This is a genomic window from Mesorhizobium sophorae (assembly GCF_002270415.1).
Taxonomy (GTDB): Bacteria; Pseudomonadota; Alphaproteobacteria; order Rhizobiales; family Rhizobiaceae; genus Mesorhizobium; species Mesorhizobium sophorae.
In genome coordinates this window covers 270,785-288,229 of record NZ_NNRI01000008.1, presented here as the reverse complement: position 1 = coordinate 288,229, position 17,445 = coordinate 270,785, and the positions used below count along the sequence as shown (strand labels likewise).

At 63.5% G+C, this 17,445-nt stretch carries 18 protein-coding genes; 9 read left to right on the top strand and 9 right to left on the bottom strand.

Annotation, left to right across the window (positions count from 1 at the left end):
• Positions 1-24: 24 nt before the first annotated feature.
• Positions 25-522, bottom strand: coding sequence for a YciE/YciF ferroxidase family protein (locus CGZ66_RS13535; RefSeq protein ID WP_167392102.1), 498 nt, complete (start codon positions 520-522; stop codon positions 25-27).
• A 442-nt stretch (positions 523-964) separates the two neighbouring features.
• On the opposite strand from CGZ66_RS13535, the gene CGZ66_RS13530 reads away from it, so the two are divergent.
• From CGZ66_RS13530 to CGZ66_RS13500, 7 genes are read left to right on the top strand one after another with little or no spacing between them, the layout of a single operon-like run.
• Positions 965-1,054: a K(+)-transporting ATPase subunit F gene (locus tag CGZ66_RS13530; protein ID WP_095084642.1), complete on the top strand. Its 90-nt coding sequence runs from the start codon at positions 965-967 to the stop codon at positions 1,052-1,054.
• Positions 1,055-1,088: 34 nt separating this feature from the next.
• Entirely contained in the window at positions 1,089-2,792 is a 1,704-nt protein-coding gene (gene kdpA / locus CGZ66_RS13525) for a potassium-transporting ATPase subunit KdpA (RefSeq protein ID WP_095084641.1), read from the top strand.
• A gap of 25 nt (positions 2,793-2,817) precedes the next feature.
• Complete coding sequence (locus CGZ66_RS13520; RefSeq protein WP_095084640.1) at positions 2,818-3,027, top strand: hypothetical protein; 210 nt, start codon at positions 2,818-2,820, stop codon at positions 3,025-3,027.
• On the top strand, positions 3,024-5,117 hold the full coding sequence (kdpB, locus tag CGZ66_RS13515; protein ID WP_095084639.1) for a potassium-transporting ATPase subunit KdpB: 2,094 nt from the start codon (positions 3,024-3,026) through the stop codon (positions 5,115-5,117). The genes CGZ66_RS13520 and kdpB overlap by 4 nt, the downstream gene beginning before the upstream one ends.
• 11 nt (positions 5,118-5,128) lie before the next feature.
• The gene (gene kdpC, locus CGZ66_RS13510) at positions 5,129-5,692 is read left to right on the top strand and encodes a potassium-transporting ATPase subunit KdpC (protein ID WP_095084638.1); all 564 of its coding nucleotides are present in this window, start codon (positions 5,129-5,131) and stop codon (positions 5,690-5,692) included.
• A gap of 57 nt (positions 5,693-5,749) precedes the next feature.
• Complete coding sequence (locus tag CGZ66_RS13505; protein WP_095084990.1) at positions 5,750-8,485, top strand: sensor histidine kinase; 2,736 nt, start codon at positions 5,750-5,752, stop codon at positions 8,483-8,485.
• Complete coding sequence (locus CGZ66_RS13500) at positions 8,482-9,174, top strand: response regulator transcription factor (RefSeq protein WP_095084637.1); 693 nt, start codon at positions 8,482-8,484, stop codon at positions 9,172-9,174. The genes CGZ66_RS13505 and CGZ66_RS13500 overlap by 4 nt, the downstream gene beginning before the upstream one ends.
• 95 nt (positions 9,175-9,269) lie before the next feature.
• On the opposite strand, the gene CGZ66_RS13495 is transcribed toward CGZ66_RS13500, so the two are convergent.
• From CGZ66_RS13495 to CGZ66_RS13460, 8 genes are all read right to left on the bottom strand, one after another.
• Positions 9,270-10,706, bottom strand: a complete 1,437-nt coding sequence (locus tag CGZ66_RS13495) for an MFS transporter (protein WP_095084989.1) — start codon at positions 10,704-10,706, stop codon at positions 9,270-9,272.
• A gap of 202 nt (positions 10,707-10,908) precedes the next feature.
• Positions 10,909-11,391, bottom strand: coding sequence for a DUF992 domain-containing protein (locus CGZ66_RS13490; protein ID WP_095084636.1), 483 nt, complete (start codon positions 11,389-11,391; stop codon positions 10,909-10,911).
• A gap of 198 nt (positions 11,392-11,589) precedes the next feature.
• Positions 11,590-12,066 carry a DUF992 domain-containing protein gene (locus CGZ66_RS13485; protein WP_095084635.1) on the bottom strand — a complete coding sequence of 159 codons (477 nt, stop codon included), beginning with the start codon at positions 12,064-12,066 and terminating at the stop codon, positions 11,590-11,592.
• A 189-nt stretch (positions 12,067-12,255) separates the two neighbouring features.
• Entirely contained in the window at positions 12,256-13,107 is an 852-nt protein-coding gene (locus CGZ66_RS13480; RefSeq protein ID WP_095084634.1) for a tetratricopeptide repeat protein, read from the bottom strand.
• A gap of 192 nt (positions 13,108-13,299) precedes the next feature.
• The gene (rpsU, locus tag CGZ66_RS13475) at positions 13,300-13,578 is read right to left on the bottom strand and encodes a 30S ribosomal protein S21 (protein ID WP_023810129.1); all 279 of its coding nucleotides are present in this window, start codon (positions 13,576-13,578) and stop codon (positions 13,300-13,302) included.
• A gap of 177 nt (positions 13,579-13,755) precedes the next feature.
• Positions 13,756-14,142 (bottom strand): SET domain-containing protein, encoded by a 387-nt coding sequence (locus CGZ66_RS13470; RefSeq protein ID WP_095084633.1) that lies wholly within the window; start codon positions 14,140-14,142, stop codon positions 13,756-13,758.
• Between the two features lie 127 nt (positions 14,143-14,269).
• Positions 14,270-15,028, bottom strand: coding sequence for an SDR family oxidoreductase (locus CGZ66_RS13465; protein WP_095084632.1), 759 nt, complete (start codon positions 15,026-15,028; stop codon positions 14,270-14,272).
• A gap of 164 nt (positions 15,029-15,192) precedes the next feature.
• The gene (locus CGZ66_RS13460) at positions 15,193-15,561 is read right to left on the bottom strand and encodes a DUF2568 domain-containing protein (RefSeq protein WP_095084631.1); all 369 of its coding nucleotides are present in this window, start codon (positions 15,559-15,561) and stop codon (positions 15,193-15,195) included.
• Between the two features lie 200 nt (positions 15,562-15,761).
• Between CGZ66_RS13460 and CGZ66_RS13455 the strand changes: the two genes are divergently transcribed.
• A complete protein-coding gene (locus CGZ66_RS13455; RefSeq protein ID WP_095084630.1) occupies positions 15,762-17,015 on the top strand; it encodes a sarcosine oxidase subunit beta in 1,254 nt (417 codons plus the stop codon).
• Positions 17,015-17,437: a hypothetical protein gene (locus CGZ66_RS13450; RefSeq protein WP_095084629.1), complete on the top strand. Its 423-nt coding sequence runs from the start codon at positions 17,015-17,017 to the stop codon at positions 17,435-17,437. The genes CGZ66_RS13455 and CGZ66_RS13450 overlap by 1 nt, the downstream gene beginning before the upstream one ends.
• Positions 17,438-17,445 lie beyond the last annotated feature (8 nt).

Genomic DNA, 17,445 nt, shown 5'->3' with positions numbered 1-17,445 from the left:
CTCACCGATCATGAGTTTTTCAGGTTACGCCGCTTCGGCTGCAACGTTCACAGCCGTCTCCGCGATCTGCGTCAAGGCTTCGTCGGTGGCCTTCTCCTCCTTCAGCGTGGCTTCGAGAAGTGTCACCGCGTCGTTCAGGCCGAGTTCGCCGGCCCAGGTCCTCAGCGTGCCATAGCGCGAAATCTCGTAGTGTTCGACCGCTTGCGCTGCGGCGAGGAGGCCGGCGTCGAGCGCCGGAGATTCCTTGTATTCCTCCATGATCTCGGCGCCTTCTTCGGTGATGCCCATGATGGCCGAACACGTCTTGCCGACCGGCTTCTTGCCGATGACGCCGAAGACCTTCTCCAGCCTTGCGACATGGCCCTCGGTCTCGGTGCGGTGCTTTTCGAAGGCCGCTTTCAGGTCGGCGCTTTGCGCGGCCTTGGCCATTTTCGGCAGCGTCGCCAGGATCTTCTTCTCGGCGAAATAGATGTCCTTCAGGGTGTCGTGAAACAGATCGTCGAGCATTTTCTGCTTTGCCATGGTCATCTCCTGTGGTGAGCCCTCAGGTCGACAATCTCGCATTGGAAGTTTTGTTCCGCTCGGCGCGGCAATGACGTCCCCAGCGACCCAAATTTGTTGGCCCGGGGCCGGCCATGAGCCGGGCGAAAAACCTTTATAAGATTCCTATTTCTTTCCTTCCCGCCCCGTCTCGAACCTTTATGGCGATCGGGTCCATATTCCGCCTTGAGCAAAAGTTGGCGCCGTCACACCTGAAGTATGGCGGGCCGCTTTTTACGCAATCGCCGACCTGTTTACGCAATCGCCGACCTGCCTGTGGCAGGCGCTACGGTCGAAAGTAGAAGATCGGAAGCAAGGAACAAGCACAATGGACATCGTCGTTCTCGGGATCGGGATTTTGTTTTTTGCCCTGTCCTTCGCCTACATCAAAGCCTGTGACATTCTCTAACGCGAGGACCGCGAAATGCTCGTCGACTATATTCTCGGTGGCAGCGTGACGCTGTTCCTGCTCGTCTACCTGACATACGCCCTCGTTCGTCCAGAACGCTTCTGACGGCAATAGACGCAAGGTCCGGAAAGCTACAACCATGACACTCAACGGATGGCTACAGATCCTCGTCTACTGCGGGATCGTCGTTTTGCTGGTGAAGCCGCTCGGCGGCTACATGTACCGCGTCTTCAACGGCGACCGGACATTTCTTTCGCCGGTTCTAGGCCCGATTGAACGCGGGCTCTATCGCATCGCCGGCACCAGTGAACGCGAGGAGCAACACTGGACCGCCTATGCGGCAGGCATCATGCTCTTCAGCGTTGCCAGCTTCCTGGTGCTTTACGTTCTGCAGCGGCTGCAAGGCGTGCTGCCTTACAATCCCGCCGGCATGACCGCTGTCGAACCCAACCTCGCCTTCAACACCGCCGTCAGCTTCGTGAGCAACACCAACTGGCAGAACTATGGTGGCGAGAGCACGATGTCCTACCTCGTGCAGATGGCCGGCCTCACCGTGCAGAACTTCCTGTCGGCGGCGGTCGGCATCGCCATCGCGGTCGCGCTGATCCGTGGTTTCGCCCGTGCCTCGGCCAAGTCCATCGGCAATTTCTGGGTCGATATGACCCGCTGCACCCTCTATGTGCTGTTGCCGCTCTGCATCGTCCTGACCCTTGTCTACGTCTATCTCGGCATGCCGCAGACGCTCGGCCCATACGTCAACGCCACCACGCTTGAAGGCGCCCAGCAGACGATCGCGGTCGGTCCGGTCGCCTCGCAGGTGGCCATCAAGATGCTCGGCACCAATGGCGGCGGTTTCTTCAATGCCAATGCCGCGCATCCGTTCGAAAATCCCGACGCGATCTCCAACCTGATCCAGATGGTGACGATCTTCGCACTCGGTGCTGCCTTGACCAACGTCTTCGGCCGCATGGTCGGCAACCAACGCCAGGGCTGGGCGATCCTGGCCACGATGGGCACCCTGTTCATCGCCGGTGTCGCCGTCTGCTACTGGGCGGAAGCTGGCGGCAATCCGCTGGTGCACGCGCTTGGCATCGATGGCGGCAACATGGAGGGCAAGGAGACGCGCTTCGGCATCGCCATGTCGGCCCTGTTTGCGGTCGTCACCACCGCCGCATCCTGCGGCGCGGTCAACGCCATGCACGACAGCTTCACGGCGCTCGGCGGCTTCATCCCGATGATCAACATGCAGCTCGGCGAAGTCATCGTCGGCGGCGTCGGCGCCGGCTTCTATGGAATCCTGATGTTCATCGTCGTCGCCGTCTTCGTTGCCGGACTGATGGTTGGCCGAACGCCCGAATATCTCGGCAAGAAGATCGAAGCCAAGGAAGTCAAGATGGCGATGCTGGCCATCCTCTGCCTGCCGCTGGCGATGCTGGTCTTCACGGCCATCGCCGTGGTCCTGCCGAGCGCTGTGGCATCCATCGCCAATGGCGGGCCGCATGGCTTCTCCGAGATACTCTACGCCTATACCTCGGCGGCAGCGAACAACGGCTCGGCCTTTGGCGGCCTCAGCGGCAACACGCCCTGGTACAACATCACGCTCGGCATCACCATGCTGATGGGACGTTTCCTGGTCATCATTCCGGCGCTGGCCATTGCCGGCTCGCTGGTGGCCAAGAAGACGGTCCCGGCCTCGGCGGGCACGTTCCCGACCGATGGCCCGCTGTTCGTCGGCCTGCTGGTCGGCGTCATCCTGATCGTCGTCGGCCTGACCTTCTTCCCGGCACTGGCGATCGGGCCGATCGTCGAACACCTGGCAATGATCCATGGGCAGACATTCTGATGCCGCCCCGTCTTGGATAGAAGTCATGTCCTGGTTCAACACCACGCGTCGCAAGGCTCGGCCCAAGGCCGACAATGAGGGGGAGGCAACTCCCCCTCCCTTCCCGAGCGTATCCACGTTCCTGGGCATTGCGGCGGTCATGATCGTGATCTGGCTGCTGGTCTATGGGCCGCCCTTTTCGGCATCCGATCGATCGGTGCCATCCAACAACAGCGAAGCCGGAGCTCCAAAATGAGCCACTCAAAATCCGCGAGCATCATGGATGCTAGCATCCTCTTGCCCGCTATCGGCGGGGCCTTCAAGAAATTGAACCCGCGCACCCTGATCAGAAATCCGGTGATGTTCGTCGTCGCCGTCGTTTCGGCGCTTACGACCGTGCTGTTCGTCAGGGATCTGATCACCGGCGGTGGCGATTTCAGCTTCACGCTGCAGATCATCATCTGGCTGTGGTTCACCGTGCTGTTCGCCAATTTCGCCGAAGCTGTCGCCGAAGGCCGCGGCAAGGCCCAGGCGGATTCGCTGCGCAAGGCGCGCACCGAAACCCAGGCCAAGCTTTTGACCGGCGAAGACCGCACGAAATACAAACTGGTGCCCGGTACCAGCCTCAAGGTCGGCGATGCCGTGCTGGTCGAGGCCGGTGACATCATCCCGTCGGACGGCGAAGTGATCGAAGGCGTCGCTTCCGTCAACGAAGCGGCGATAACAGGCGAATCCGCGCCAGTCATCCGCGAATCTGGCGGCGACCGTTCGGCGGTCACCGGCGGCACACAGGTGCTGTCCGACTGGATCCGCGTGCGCATCACCGCGGCATCGGGCCATACCTTCCTCGACCGCATGATCTCGCTGGTCGAAGGCGCAGAGCGCCAGAAGACGCCGAACGAGATCGCGCTCAACATCCTGCTCGTCGGCATGACGCTGATCTTCGTGCTGGCGACGGCGACGATCCCGAGCTTCGCTTCGTATTCGGGTGGCTACATCTCGGTAACCGTGCTGGTCGCGCTGTTCGTCACCCTGATCCCGACCACCATCGGCGCCCTGCTGTCGGCCATCGGCATCGCTGGCATGGACCGCCTGGTGCGCTTCAACGTGCTGGCGATGTCCGGACGCGCCGTCGAGGCCGCCGGCGACGTCGACACGCTGCTGCTCGACAAGACCGGCACCATCACGCTCGGCAACCGCCAGGCGACCGAGTTTCGCCCGGTCAAGGGCGTCACCGAACAGGAACTGGCCGACGCCGCCCAGCTCGCGTCGCTTGCCGATGAAACGCCGGAAGGCCGTTCGATCGTCGTGCTGGCCAAGGAGAAATACGCCATCCGCGCCCGCGACATGGCAACGCTGCACGCCACCTTCGTGCCCTTCACCGCACAGACCCGGATGAGCGGCGTCGATATCGACGGCTCCTCGGTGCGCAAGGGCGCGGTCGATTCCGTGCTCGCCCATGTCAGCCAGTCGACGGTCGCAGCCCACGCCACACGGCCCGGCAGCGATACCGTCAGGGACCTCCAGGCGATCGCCGACGAGATCGCCAAGTCGGGCGGCACGCCGCTGGCGGTCGAGCGTGACGGGCGCCTGCTGGGCGTCGTGCATCTCAAGGATATCGTCAAGGGCGGCATCCGGGAGCGCTTCGCCGAACTGCGCAAGATGGGCATCCGCACGGTGATGATCACCGGTGACAACCCGATGACGGCGGCGGCCATCGCCGCGGAAGCCGGCGTCGACGACTTCCTCGCCCAGGCGACGCCCGAGGACAAGCTGAAGTTGATCCGCGACGAGCAGGCCAAGGGCAAGCTTGTCGCCATGTGCGGCGACGGCACCAACGACGCGCCGGCCCTTGCCCAGGCCGATGTCGGCGTCGCCATGAACACCGGCACGGTCGCCGCGCGCGAGGCCGGCAACATGGTCGACCTCGACAGCGATCCGACCAAGCTGATCGAGATCGTCGAGATCGGCAAGGCGCTGCTGATGACGCGCGGGTCGCTGACCACCTTCTCGATCGCCAACGACGTCGCCAAGTACTTCGCCATCATCCCGGCGATGTTCGCCGTGTTCTACGTCGCGCCGGGGCAAACGACCGGCCCGCTGCAGGCGCTCAACATCATGCATCTGGCGACGCCGCAAAGCGCTATCCTGTCGGCCATCATCTTCAACGCGCTGATCATCATCGCGCTGATCCCGCTGTCGCTGAAAGGCGTCAAATATCGTGCCATCGGCGCCGGCGCGCTGCTCAGCCGCAACCTGCTCGTCTACGGCCTCGGCGGCATCATCGTCCCCTTCGTCGGCATCAAGGCGATCGACATGATCGTAACCGCCCTCGGCCTCGCTTAAGGAATACGTCCATGCTCACCCAGATAAGACCCGCGATCACCATGATCGTCTTCTTCACGGTGCTGACCGGCCTCATCTATCCGATCGGCATGACCGGCATCGCCCAGGCGCTGTTCCCGCGCCAGGCCAATGGCAGCCTGATCGAAAAGGACGGCAAGGTCGTCGGCTCCGAACGGATCGGCCAGGCCTTTGTCAGCGACAAGTACTTCCATGGCCGCCCTTCGGCAGCAGGCGACGGCTACAACGCCGCTGCCTCCAGCGGCAGCAACCTCGGCCCGACCAACCCCAAGCTGATCGACCGCATCAAGGGCGATGCCGAAAAGCTGAAAGCGGAGAATCCGAATCAGCCCGTACCGATGGACCTGGTGACGACGTCCGGCAGCGGCCTCGATCCGCACATCAGCCCGGAAGCGGCCTACTTCCAGGTGGCCCGGGTGGCCAAGGCCAGGGGCGTCGATGAGGCCAAGGTCAAGGCGCTTGTCGACAGCCAGGTCGAGGGCAGGGAACTCGGCTTCATGGGAGAACCGGTGGTCAACGTGCTCGGTCTCAACCTTGCGCTGGACGCCGCGAAATAGTGAATGGTGGGTGCCGGGGATCGACACTACCCCCGGCGCCATCCATGATCGATGCTGATGCCGGACGACAGCCGCAACGAAACCAGACCTTCTCCCGACGCGCTGCTCGATCATGCCGAGCGGGAGGAACGCGGCCGCCTGAGAATATTCCTGGGTGCGGCACCCGGCGTCGGCAAGACCTACGAGATGCTGATGTCTGGCCGCGCCAGGCTGGCCGACGGCGTCGACGTGGTGATCGGCGTCGTCGAGACGCATGGCCGCAAGGAAACACTGGCCCTGGTCGAGGGCTATGAGGTCATTCCCCGCCGCAAGGTCGACTACAAGGGGCGCGTCCTCGACGAGATGGATATCGACGCCATCCTCGCCCGGCGTCCGGCGTTGGTTCTCGTCGACGAACTCGCCCACACCAACGCGCCTGGCAGCCGCCACCCCAAGCGCTACCTCGACGTCCAGGAAATCCTGACGCGAGGCATCGACGTCTACACGACGCTCAACATCCAGCACGTCGAAAGCCTGAACGATGTCGTCGCCCAGATCACCAAGGTCAGGGTCCGCGAGACGGTTCCCGATTCCATCATCGACCAGGCCGACGATGTCGAGATCATCGATCTCACCCCCGACGACCTGATCAAGCGGCTCGAGGAAGGCAAGGTCTATTTCCCCAACACTGCCCAGCGCGCCATCGAGAACTATTTCTCGCCCGGCAATCTGACGGCGCTGAGGGAATTGGCGCTGCGCCGCACCGCCCAGCGCGTCGACGACCAGTTGCTGATCCATATGCAGGCGCATGCCATTCCCGGGCCGTGGGCTGCAGGCGAAAGGGTCCTCGTCTGTCTCGACGCGCGCCAGGGAGGCTCGGCCCGCGTCCGCTATGCACGCAGGCTGGCCGACCGGCTTCGCGCACCGTGGACGGCGCTGCATGTCGACAGCCCTCGCTCGGCCAGCATGCCCGAGGAGGACAAGGACCGGCTCGCCACGAACCTGCGCCTCGCCCAACAGCTTGGTGCCGAGGTGACGACCATTCCGGGTCAGAACTTGGCGCAGGACATCGTGCGTTATGCGACGGCGAACAATTTCACCCATATCGTGGTCGGCAGGCCGACCCGGTCGCGCTGGCGCGAATTGATCGAGGGCTCGCTCACCTACGATCTCATCCGCAATGCCGGTGACATCAGCGTCCATGTCATTTCGGGAAACGAACGCAACACCGAGGCGACGTCGAGGAACGTCAGGGCGGCGGACGAGCAGTGGCAGTTCCAGATATGGCCCTATCTCAAGGCCACGGCCTATGTCATGGGCTCGCTCGCCTTCGCCGTCCTTCTCGACCAGTTCCTGGACGTTCGCAACCTCGCCATCATCTTTCTCGTCGGGGTGCTGGCATCGGCGGTGACCGGCGGATTGTGGCCGGCTCTCTATGCCTGTCTCGCCAGCGCGCTTGCGTTCAACTATTTTTTCCTGGAGCCGCGCTACACACTGACGATCCGGGATCCGGAGAGCATCGTTGCGCTCGGCGTCTTCCTGGTTGTCGCCGTCATTGCCAGCAATCTGACGGTGCGCGTGCAGCGCCAGGCGATCGCCGCCCGCTCGCGGGCGCGAGCCACCGAGGACATCTACCTCTTTTCAAAGAAGCTCGCCGGTGCCGGCACGCTCGACGATGTTCTCTGGGCCACCGCCTTCCAGATCGCCTCGATGCTGAAGCTGCGGGTGGTGTTGTTGCTGCCCGAAGACGGAACGATCACCGTCAAGGCCGGCTATCCGCCCGACGACACGCTGGCCGAGGCCGACATCGCAGCCGCCCGCTGGGCCTGGGAGCATGACCGTGCCGCGGGACGCGGCGCCGATACGCTTCCGGGCGCCAAGCGCCTCTATCTTCCCTTGCGCACCGGGCGCACGGCAATCGGCGTCGTCGGCCTCGACAACGACAAGCAGGGTCCGTTGCTGACGCCCGAGCAGCAGCGCCTGCTCGATGCACTGGCCGACCAGGCGGCGGTCGCCATCGAGCGCATCCAGCTCGTCGCCGACGTCGACCGCGCCAAGCTCGCGGCCGAGGCGGACAGGCTGCGCTCGGCACTTCTCACGTCCATCTCGCATGATTTGAAGACGCCGCTCGCCGCCATCATGGGCGCGGCCGGCACGCTGAGGGAATTCGCACCGGCACTTCCCGAACAGGACCGGGTGGAGCTCTTGACGACCGTGCTCGACGAATCCGAGCGGTTGAACCGCTTCATCGCCAATCTGCTCGACATGACCAAGATCGAGTCCGGCGCGATGGAGCCGAACTATGCTTTCCATTATGTCGGAGACATCGTCGGTTCCGCCCTGCAGAGGGCCAGGAAAATCATCGCTGAGCACAAGACCGAGATCGACATCCCCAGCGATTTGCCGATGTTGAAAGTCGACCCCGTGCTGTTCGAGCAGGCGCTGTTCAATCTCCTCGACAATGCGGCGAAATACGCGCCGCCCGGCTCGACGATCCGGATACAGGGCTGGACCGACAATGGTTCTGTTATCCTGCAGGTCATGGACGAAGGGCCGGGCATCCCTTCCGGCGACCTGGAACGGATTTTCGATACGTTCTACCGGGTGCGCAAGCGCGACCAAGTCCGCGCCGGCACCGGGCTCGGCCTGTCAATCTGCCGCGGCTTCGTCGAGGCGATGGGGGGCACGATCACGGCGGCAAACCGAACCGACCGTTCGGGCGCGGTCTTCACCATCAAGATGCCGAAGCCGGCGAACCAGCCCGATCTCGATGCCGCCAATACGGACGACAACGAAGTGGGTGACTTGGCATGACAAACTCGAACGTCAGGATATTGGTTGTCGACGACGAGCCGCCGATCCGCAAGCTGCTTCGTGTCGGGCTCGGCAGCCAGGGCTACGCGATCAGCGAGGCGCCGAACGCCAAGGCAGCGATCGAACTGATGGATGCGGAGAAGCCGGATCTCGTCCTACTCGATCTCGGCCTGCCCGGCATGGGCGGCCACGAGCTGTTGCGCAAATGGCGCGACGACGGCCTCGACATTCCGGTGGTCATCCTGTCCAGCCGCACCGACGAGGCCGGCATCGTCCAGGCTCTGGAACTTGGCGCCGACGACTACGTCACCAAGCCGTTCGGGATGAATGAGCTGGTTGCCCGCATCCGCGTGGCGCTGCGCCACAAGTTGCAGCAGCAAGGTGAAAAGCCGGTGTTCCAGACCGGCGACCTGTCCGTCGATCTGGTCAAACGCATCGTCAAGGTCGAAGGCAAGGACGTCAAGCTGTCGCCGAAGGAATACGAGATCCTTCGCATCCTGGTGCAGCACGCCGGCAAGGTGCTGACCCATCATTTCCTTTTGAAGCAGGTCTGGGGCGATTCCACCGACGTGCAGTATCTTCGGGTGTATGTCCGGCAGCTCAGGCAGAAGATCGAGAAGACCCCCGACCAGCCGCGCTACATCACCACCGAGACCGGTGTCGGCTATCGACTGCGCGAGGTCGAATAGAGGCCGTTTGACGCTAGATGTTGCTGTTTAACGCAATTTCCTGAGGGAAAGCGCCAATGCGCTTTTCCCGGGTATCACACTTTCCTGGAATTGCTTTAGCCAACAGCCTCCTGCAGGCGGTTTGCCGTCGACGATGTCCGCAAGGCCGCGAGGCAGCCCAAAATGCCGAGCGGCACGAAGGCAAGAAACAGCCAGGCCGCGACATTCGCGGCCGCGTCATGGTTCAGTCCTTCCGAAAAGCCACTGGCATTGGCGACGATGCCGGCAAGAGCTGCGCCCACGGCATAGCCGATGCGCTGCATGGTCGGCACCGCAGCCGAGGCGATGGTCTGCTCGTCCTCCGGGGCGGAGGCAACGATGACGCGCGTCAGGAACGGCCAGGCGATGCCGAAGCCGCCACCCTGCAGCAGGGCGCAAAGCAGGATCAGCGGAATGGAGCCCAGCGGTATCGTATAGGCAAAGCCGGCGATGCCTGCCGCGATCATCAGCGCGCCGCCAACGATGATCAACCGCTCGCGGTGCGGTGGCGCATTGGCGACGAGGATCGACAGGATCGACCAGGCGATCGATTCGGCGGCGATGATGTAGCCGGTGGTGAGCAGCGGGATGTTGTGCAGGCTGGTCAGGATCAGCGGCCCGTAGACGCCGAAGGAACAGGTCGCCACCGAAAAGGCGGCGACCATGGTCATGCCGGCGCCGACCGGTGTGCGCCAAGAGAACAGCCGCGCCGGAAAAAGCCGGGAGCGCGGCTTCAGCGCGTCGATGTAGAAGAACAGCACCAGGCCGATGAGGCCGAGGGCCATCAGCACCGACGAGCGCAGCAGGGCGATGTCAACGCCTGCCGAGGCGATCAGCACCACGGCGACGGCAAGGCAGCCAAGTGCTGCGAATGGGAAGGGCGGCGCCTTGCCCGCGGTCGCCTGCGGCCTGGTGGCCTCGGGCGTGTTGAGGACAATCAGGCTCGCCAGCGCCATCGCAGTGCCGCCGAAGGTGAAGATGCCAAAGGCCCAGCGCCATGACAAAAGCTCGGTCATGATCGCGCCGAGAAGCGGGCCGCTGAAGGCGGCGACGCCCCAGATCGCCGACATGATGCCGAAAAGCTGCGGCCAGATGGCGCGCGAGAACAGCCGTTCGACCGAGACGAAGGCCAGCGACACCAACGCGCCGCCGCCAAGCCCCTCGATCAGGCGGCCGGCAAGGAACAATTGCATGGAAGGCGAGGTGGCGCAGATCAGCGCCCCGGTGGCATAGAGGAGGGCGGCGACCACCACGTTGGTGCGCAGCGCCACATAGCTCACCAGCCGTCCGGCCGCGGCGCCGGCAACGATGGCGCCGAGCTCATAGATGGCTAGAGACCAGCCGACGAGCTGGACGCCGGCCAGTTCGCCGACCATGGCCGGCATCACCGTCGCTACCATCGTCTCGTTGGTGGCGTGCAGCAGGATGCCGAGGCTGATGAAGCAGAAACGCGCCAGGTCGCCGCTTGCCCACAAAGCGCGCCAGTCGACCCTGTTTGTGCTGATTCCGGTCATGTCCCCCCTGCCTTCCATATCTCGATGCCAGCGCATGGCGCCAGAAGCCAGTATGGGTTTCCGGCAGGACCATGCGCAGGCGGGAGCGTGCATCGCGCGCCGCGTCGAGGGCGCCGCTCCAGTCGGGGCAGGTTTGTAAAACCTCAACCGGGGTTGAGCTCAAGCGAAATTTTCGAGATTTTTTCGGCAGGCGACCGGGCGATCAATTCTCGGTGCTGCGCAACTGGAACTGACTGACGCCGATAGCGAGGTTGATGCCGGTCTGCGTCTGCAGGCTGAGTGGCTGCAGGGTGAAGGCCTGCGAGGAGCCGCCGACCAGGAGATTGGCGCCGGCGCCGACGGCGGCCGTTACCTCGGCGCTGGCGCCGACATAGTCGCCGGCCAGCGCGCCCGGCGCGTAGATGTTCTTCAGCGGTGTCAGCACGATCCACTGCATCACCGTCTGCTTCGTGGTGCCGATGTCGAGGCCGTATTTGTTGACGGCGCCGAAATAGGCTTCCGGTGCAAAGGTCTTGTCGGCGGGGTTGAAGGTGCAGCTTAAATCCTTGCTCGAGCCAAAGATGAACCCGGTGCCGCCGCCGATGGCGCAATCCAGCACGCCGAGTTCGATGCCTTTGTCCTGCGCATGCGCCGCTCCGGCAAGCGTGGTGGCGAATATGGCAGCAGCGATGGCTGTCTTTGGCATGCGGTCCCCCCAGCGGTTCGGAACCGCTCTATCTCTTTGTTTTGACGCAATTCCCTAGGGAAAGCGCCACGCGCTTTTCCCGGGAAAACCGTTTCACTCTTTTCCGGGTGTCGCTCCAAGAATCAAACGGCGCGGAACCATCCTATCTGGTTCCGCGCCGTAAATAGAGGGGTCGTGGGAGCGCATGGCTCCATGCAATCACTTGAGCGAGTGGATCAGCTCCAGCGAGGTCACGGCGACGGCGAGGTTGACGCCGGTCTGTGCTTGCACGCTGAGCGGCTCCAGCATGAAGGCGCTGTTGAAGCCACCGACCAGCAGATTGGCGCCACCGCCTGTCACCACGCTGGCCTCGGCATTGACACCATAATAGCTGCCGGCGAGATCGCCCGCATCACGTTCGCGCGTTGCCGCCAGCACGGCCCAGACGAGCTGGCCCTGATGCGTCTGGCCGACATCGACGCCGATCTTGGAGATGACGCCGGTGTAAATCTCCGACGGTCCGTGGTGGTAGGGGCGGAAGACACAGGACACGCCCTTGTTGGAAGCGACGATGTAAGAGGTGCCGCCATCAATGGTGCAGTCGAGCGTTCCGAGCTGCAGCTTGCCGGCGCTGGCAGGGGCGGCGGCGAACACCGTCGTGGCGAGGGCCGCGGCGCAGGCGAGTTTCTTGATCATGGGAGGGTCCTTTCGCAAATTGCTTGGAATAACGGCTTGGGTGGCCAGACCGTTCCCCTGAAAACTTGGCGCGAACAAGGCACGCGCCAACACCTTGCCGCCGGGGTTAATGCGCGGTTGCCGGATTGATGGGTTTTCGAGAGTCGCGCGCTAGTTCGGGCGCACAACGGGCAGCGCTTTGATTGGCGCCTAAGTCGCACCGCTGACGCGGGCGAGGCCATCCTTGGCCGGCTGGTAGGTCGGATCAAGATGCACGGCTTCGCGGTAGGATTTCCCCGCCCTGACCTTGTCGCCGCGCCGCTCGTAGATCAGCGCCTGATTGGCCCAGGCCTCGGCGTTCTTGCCGTCGAGCTTGATCGCCATGTTGAAGTCGGCAAAGGCGTTGTCTTCGTCGTTGGTGGCCAGATAGGAAAGGCCGCGGCCGTTGTAGGGCTCGGCGGCGTCCGGCGCTAGCGAGATGGCGGTCGAGAAATCCTCGATGGCGAATTTGTGCTGGCCCTGGCTCTGATAGATCAGGCCGCGATTGTGGTAAGCGCGCGCATCGGTGGTGTCGAGCTGGATTGCCTTCTGGAAGTCGTTGAAGGCATCCTGGGTGCGACCCGCCTTGCGGTAGAGATTGCCGCGGCCGATATAGGCGGCGTCATAATTGCTATTGATCTGGATCGAACGGTTGTAGTCGTCGAGCGCGGCCTTCTGATTGCCGAGGAAGCGCTGAATGAGCGCACGGTTCGAGTAGGCCTGGTAGAAATTCGGGTTGAGCTGGATGGCGGTGTTGAAATCCTGGAGCGCCGCCTGGTACTGGCCGCCACGGCCATAAGCGGAGCCGCGCACATTGTAGCCTTCGGGATCCTTGGGATTGCGCTGAATCACCGCCGACAGCGAGGAGATGTTCTCGCTCGAGCCTTGCGCCTTGTCGATGTTGTTGAATTCGCCTGTAGGGCCCGCCGTCTGGCAGCCGGCCAGCGCCAACCCGGAAAGCAGGGCTGCCGTCAGGGCAAAGCCGCGCAATGGGGTTCTGCGCTCCACGCTGATTGCGTTCATGTCTGCCCTGTCCTCACTTCAGTCGCGTCACTCGGGTCCGGGTCCCCCCTCCGGGCCGGGTCAAAATTGTCGTAAAGCGTTAGAGCGTCTTTTGAGCGTTCAAGTGGACGCATGTCGCCCTAAACAAAAAGGTGGCGGCGATTCCGCATCGCGCCACCTCTGGTATCCTTCGAAAAGGACGAAAAATTGGCGTTAGAACCGCGGCGGGCGCGGAGCACCACCTGCACCGCCGGCGGCGCCAGCAGCAACCGGACGCGGCGTCATCGGCAGCAGGCCTTCGCGCTGTGCGCGCTTGCGGGCCAGCTTGCGGGCGCGGCGCACGGCTTCGGCCTTTTCACGGGCACGCTTCTCGGAAGGCTTCTCGTAATGGCCGCGCATCTTCATTTCGCGGAAAATGCCTTCGCGCTGCATCTTCTTCTTGAGCGCGCGAAGCGCCTGATCAACGTTATTGTCGCGGACGAGTACCTGCACGGGCAATCCTGTCTTTCGGGTTTGATATCAACAGGCAAGCGGCCATAGCCACAAGCCTCCGCGGCGATCTACACCACGAATTGTGGCGGCTGATAGCAGAATCAGGCCGCGCTGTCCACAGCCGAAATGAACATCAGCGGCAAACCGCAGCCGGTTTGCCGCTGGATCGGGAGCCGACTACGCCGTAGCGAGGTGAAGCCGCTCGAAATCCTCGAAGAACTCACCATAGTCGCACGTGATCTCCTCCCCGGCCGCGATGTCGCGGGTGGCGATGGCGCCGCCATACTGCGAAAAATCCGTATTCGGCCGTTCGGCGTGATTCATGAAACGCCCATTGTCGACCTCATAGACCATGAAGCCGGGACGGTCCGGGCTTGGATAGGCATAGCGGTCGAGCAATTCCCTCAGATGCGAGGGGGCTGCCTCGTATTTTTCCATCGGAATCAATCGGTCGAAATCCGGATCGAGCCGCCAGATCGAGGCGCCCTTCTTGATCGGCTCGGCGGCGAACACGCCGACGCCTTCGATTGCACTCGCAGCCACGTAGGTTCTGATCAGCATCATGGTTCCAGGACCTGTATTGGCAAAACACCCGTTTCGACAGGAAACGGCATCGCCAAATCGCACGGAAAAAGCAAGACCGGCCGTCCACCTTGCGACAATGAACATGCATCCTGGCGGGGAAAAGCCTTCACGTCCGGTTGATCGACACGCCGCCATCGGCAAACAGCGCGGCTCCCGTGGTGAAGCTCGATGCGTCGGAGGCAAGGTAAAGGGCCGAACGGGCGATCTCTTCCGGTGTCGCGACACGCTTCAACGCATGCAGGTTTTCGACGAAAGCCCGCGATTCAGGGGTCTTGAAGGTCGCGGCCGGAGTGTCGGTGCCGCCGGGTAGCAGCGCGTTGACCCGCACGCCCTTTGGGCCATATTCGGCGGCCAGCACCTGCGTCAGCCCGATCAGCCCGGCCTTGCTCGCGGCATAGCTGGTCATGCCGGGCATGCCGACGGTGTTGCCGACGAAGGTGGAAGTGAAGATCAGCGAACCACCGCCGCGCTCGATCATCGCCGGCACCTGATATTTCGCGCCGAGAAACGCGCTGGTGAGGTTGGTGTCGAGCGTCTCGCGCCATCCATCCAGCGACAGTTCCGAAATCGGCCCCATCTGGCCGACGGCGCCGGCGTTGTTGAAGGCGATGTCTAGCCCACCGAATTTTTCGACCGCCAGATCGACAAGGGCTTTCGCATAGGCTTCGTCGCGGACATTGCCGGCAAGGGCGACGGCCGTGCCGTCGGCGTCGGCTATCTCGGCCGCCAGCGCATCGAGCTCGGCCTGGCGGCGGGCGGCGACGATGACCTTGGCGCCTTCCTCGGCGAAGAGTTTCGCGGTGGCGCGGCCGATGCCGGAACTGGCGCCGGTGACGATGGCGATCTTGTTGGCGAGTGCGAGCATGGCTGTCGTCCTTCTGTCGGTCCTGTCTGGCCGACTGGTGCCGGCAACGAGGTCCCTTGATCGCAGGCCACACCTACCCGCGACACCCGATACCTGCGCAGTTCGTTTCTTGCGGCTGGTCGTTGGAGGGAGCGACTCGCGAAAGGCGACGCCGGTAGGGCGAACTATTGCTTCAACAACCAGCTGAGGCGATCGAGCGAGAATGCGTAGCTGATGACGATAAGCAGAGCCATGACGATGCCTGTGGTCATGCGGCCTGTCAGATAGAACCCAGCCGCGCCGCCGAACAGGATGACGAGCTCCAGAGCCAGACGCACCGCACCCGGTACGGGCACCGGGGCGCGGCCCGACCGGCTGGGATCGTCGAGCACGGCGAAGGTCCCCCACAAGGCAGCCGCAATGAGCGGCAAGGCCAGGGCCAGGAGCCACCGCCACAATCCATCGGAGAGACCCCAGCCCGACAAGCCGAGGCCAAGCAAGGCGGCAAGCTCCAGCAGGAAGCGCAACGTCAAATTCCACCAGGCGTTGCCCATAATTGCCTCCCGAGTCCCGCGACAGGCAATGTGACTGAAGGCAGCCATGGCTACCAGATCGCATGCGTCATTTTCGGCGCGGCGCAAAACGGCAAGCGCCGTCGCAAACAGCGCAAGGGTGGAAGCTGCGTTTCGCTAGTGATACACCTCGCGCGCCGGGGTCGATAGAATGCCCTGCCGCCATTTGCGAGGCTGGAACGTTGAAGAAATATTCGGTATTCGCCATCGCCCGCGAGGCCATGCGCGGCCACAAGGGCTGGGAGGAGCAGTGGTCCTCGCCTGAGCCGAAGAAGGAGTATGACGTCATCATCGTCGGCGCCGGCGGTCATGGCCTGGCCACCGCCTATTACCTCGCCACGGTGCACGGCATCACCAATGTCGCGGTGCTGGAAAAAGGCTGGCTCGGCGGCGGCAACACCGGCCGCAACACCACCATCATCCGCTCGAACTATCTCTATGACGAGAGCGCCGGCATCTACGACCATGCGCTGAAGCTGTGGGACGGGCTCAGCCAGGAGCTCAACTACAACGTCATGTATTCGGCGCGTGGCGTCATGATGCTGGCCCACAACGTGCACGACATCCAGGTGCTGAAGCGTCATGTCCACGCCAACCGGCTGAACGGCATCGACAATGAATGGCTGACGCCGGAGCAGGCGAAGGAATTCTGCCCGCCGCTAAACACCTCCAAGGATGCGCGCTATCCCGTCGTCGGTGCGGCCTTGCAGCGCCGCGGCGGCACGGCGCGCCACGATGCCGTGGCCTGGGGCTATGCCCGCGGCGCCTCGGCGCGCGGCGTCCACATCATCCAGAATTGCGAGGTCACCGGCGTCAAGCGGGCGGCTAACGGCGCGGTCATGGGCGTCGACACGACGCGCGGCTTCATCGGCGCCAAGAAGGTCGGCGTCGTTGCCGCCGGCCACTCGTCCGTCATCATGAACATGGCCGGCGTGCGCATGCCGTTGGAAAGCTATCCGCTGCAGGCGCTGGTGTCGGAGCCGGTCAAGCCGGTGGTGCCTTGCGTGGTGATGTCGAACACGGTGCATGCCTATATCTCGCAGTCCGACAAGGGCGAGCTGGTCATCGGCGCCGGCACCGACCAGTACGTCTCCTATTCGCAGACCGGCGGCCTGCACATATTGCAGCACACGCTCGACGCCATCTGCGAGATGTTCCCGATCTTCACGCGCATGAAGATGCTGCGCTCATGGGGCGGCATCGTCGACGTCACACCCGACCGCTCGCCGATCCTGGCCAAGACGCCGGTGCCCGGCCTCTATGTCAATTGCGGCTGGGGCACGGGCGGCTTCAAGGCGACGCCGGGCTCCGGCCATGTCTTTGCCCACACCATCGCCAAGGATGATCCGCATCCGATCAACGCGCCCTTCACCATCGAGCGCTTCCGCACCGGCCGACTCATCGACGAGGCGGCGGCGGCGGCGGTGGCGCACTGATGATGGCGCAGATGGCTGTCGCCATGCCGCTGATGCTGGCGGGGGAACAGGGCATGTTCCATTTTCCCTCGGCGGACGAAGTGCGCACGCAGCCGATCAGCCGCGCCGGGAACGAGGCCAACTGGCCGTTTTCCGTCGATGACGGCATCCTGGCCTGTGTGTGGAGCGGCGGCCAGAAGGTGGTCATGTTCCTGGAGAACATGCCTTCCGACCAGGATGAGGACGACACATTCGAGCCGCGCCGCGTCATCGTCACGACCGATCCGATGCAACTCACCATCGGCAACATGGCGTACCGCGACCTGTTTCGTCCGGCCGCAAGCGTGGAGGAGCGCATCCGGCTCGTCGCGCCTTTTGCCGCCATGGGCCAGAGGCTTTGCGACCAACCCGCCGGCGCTCATGTCGGCAACGGCGAATTGTAGGAACGAAC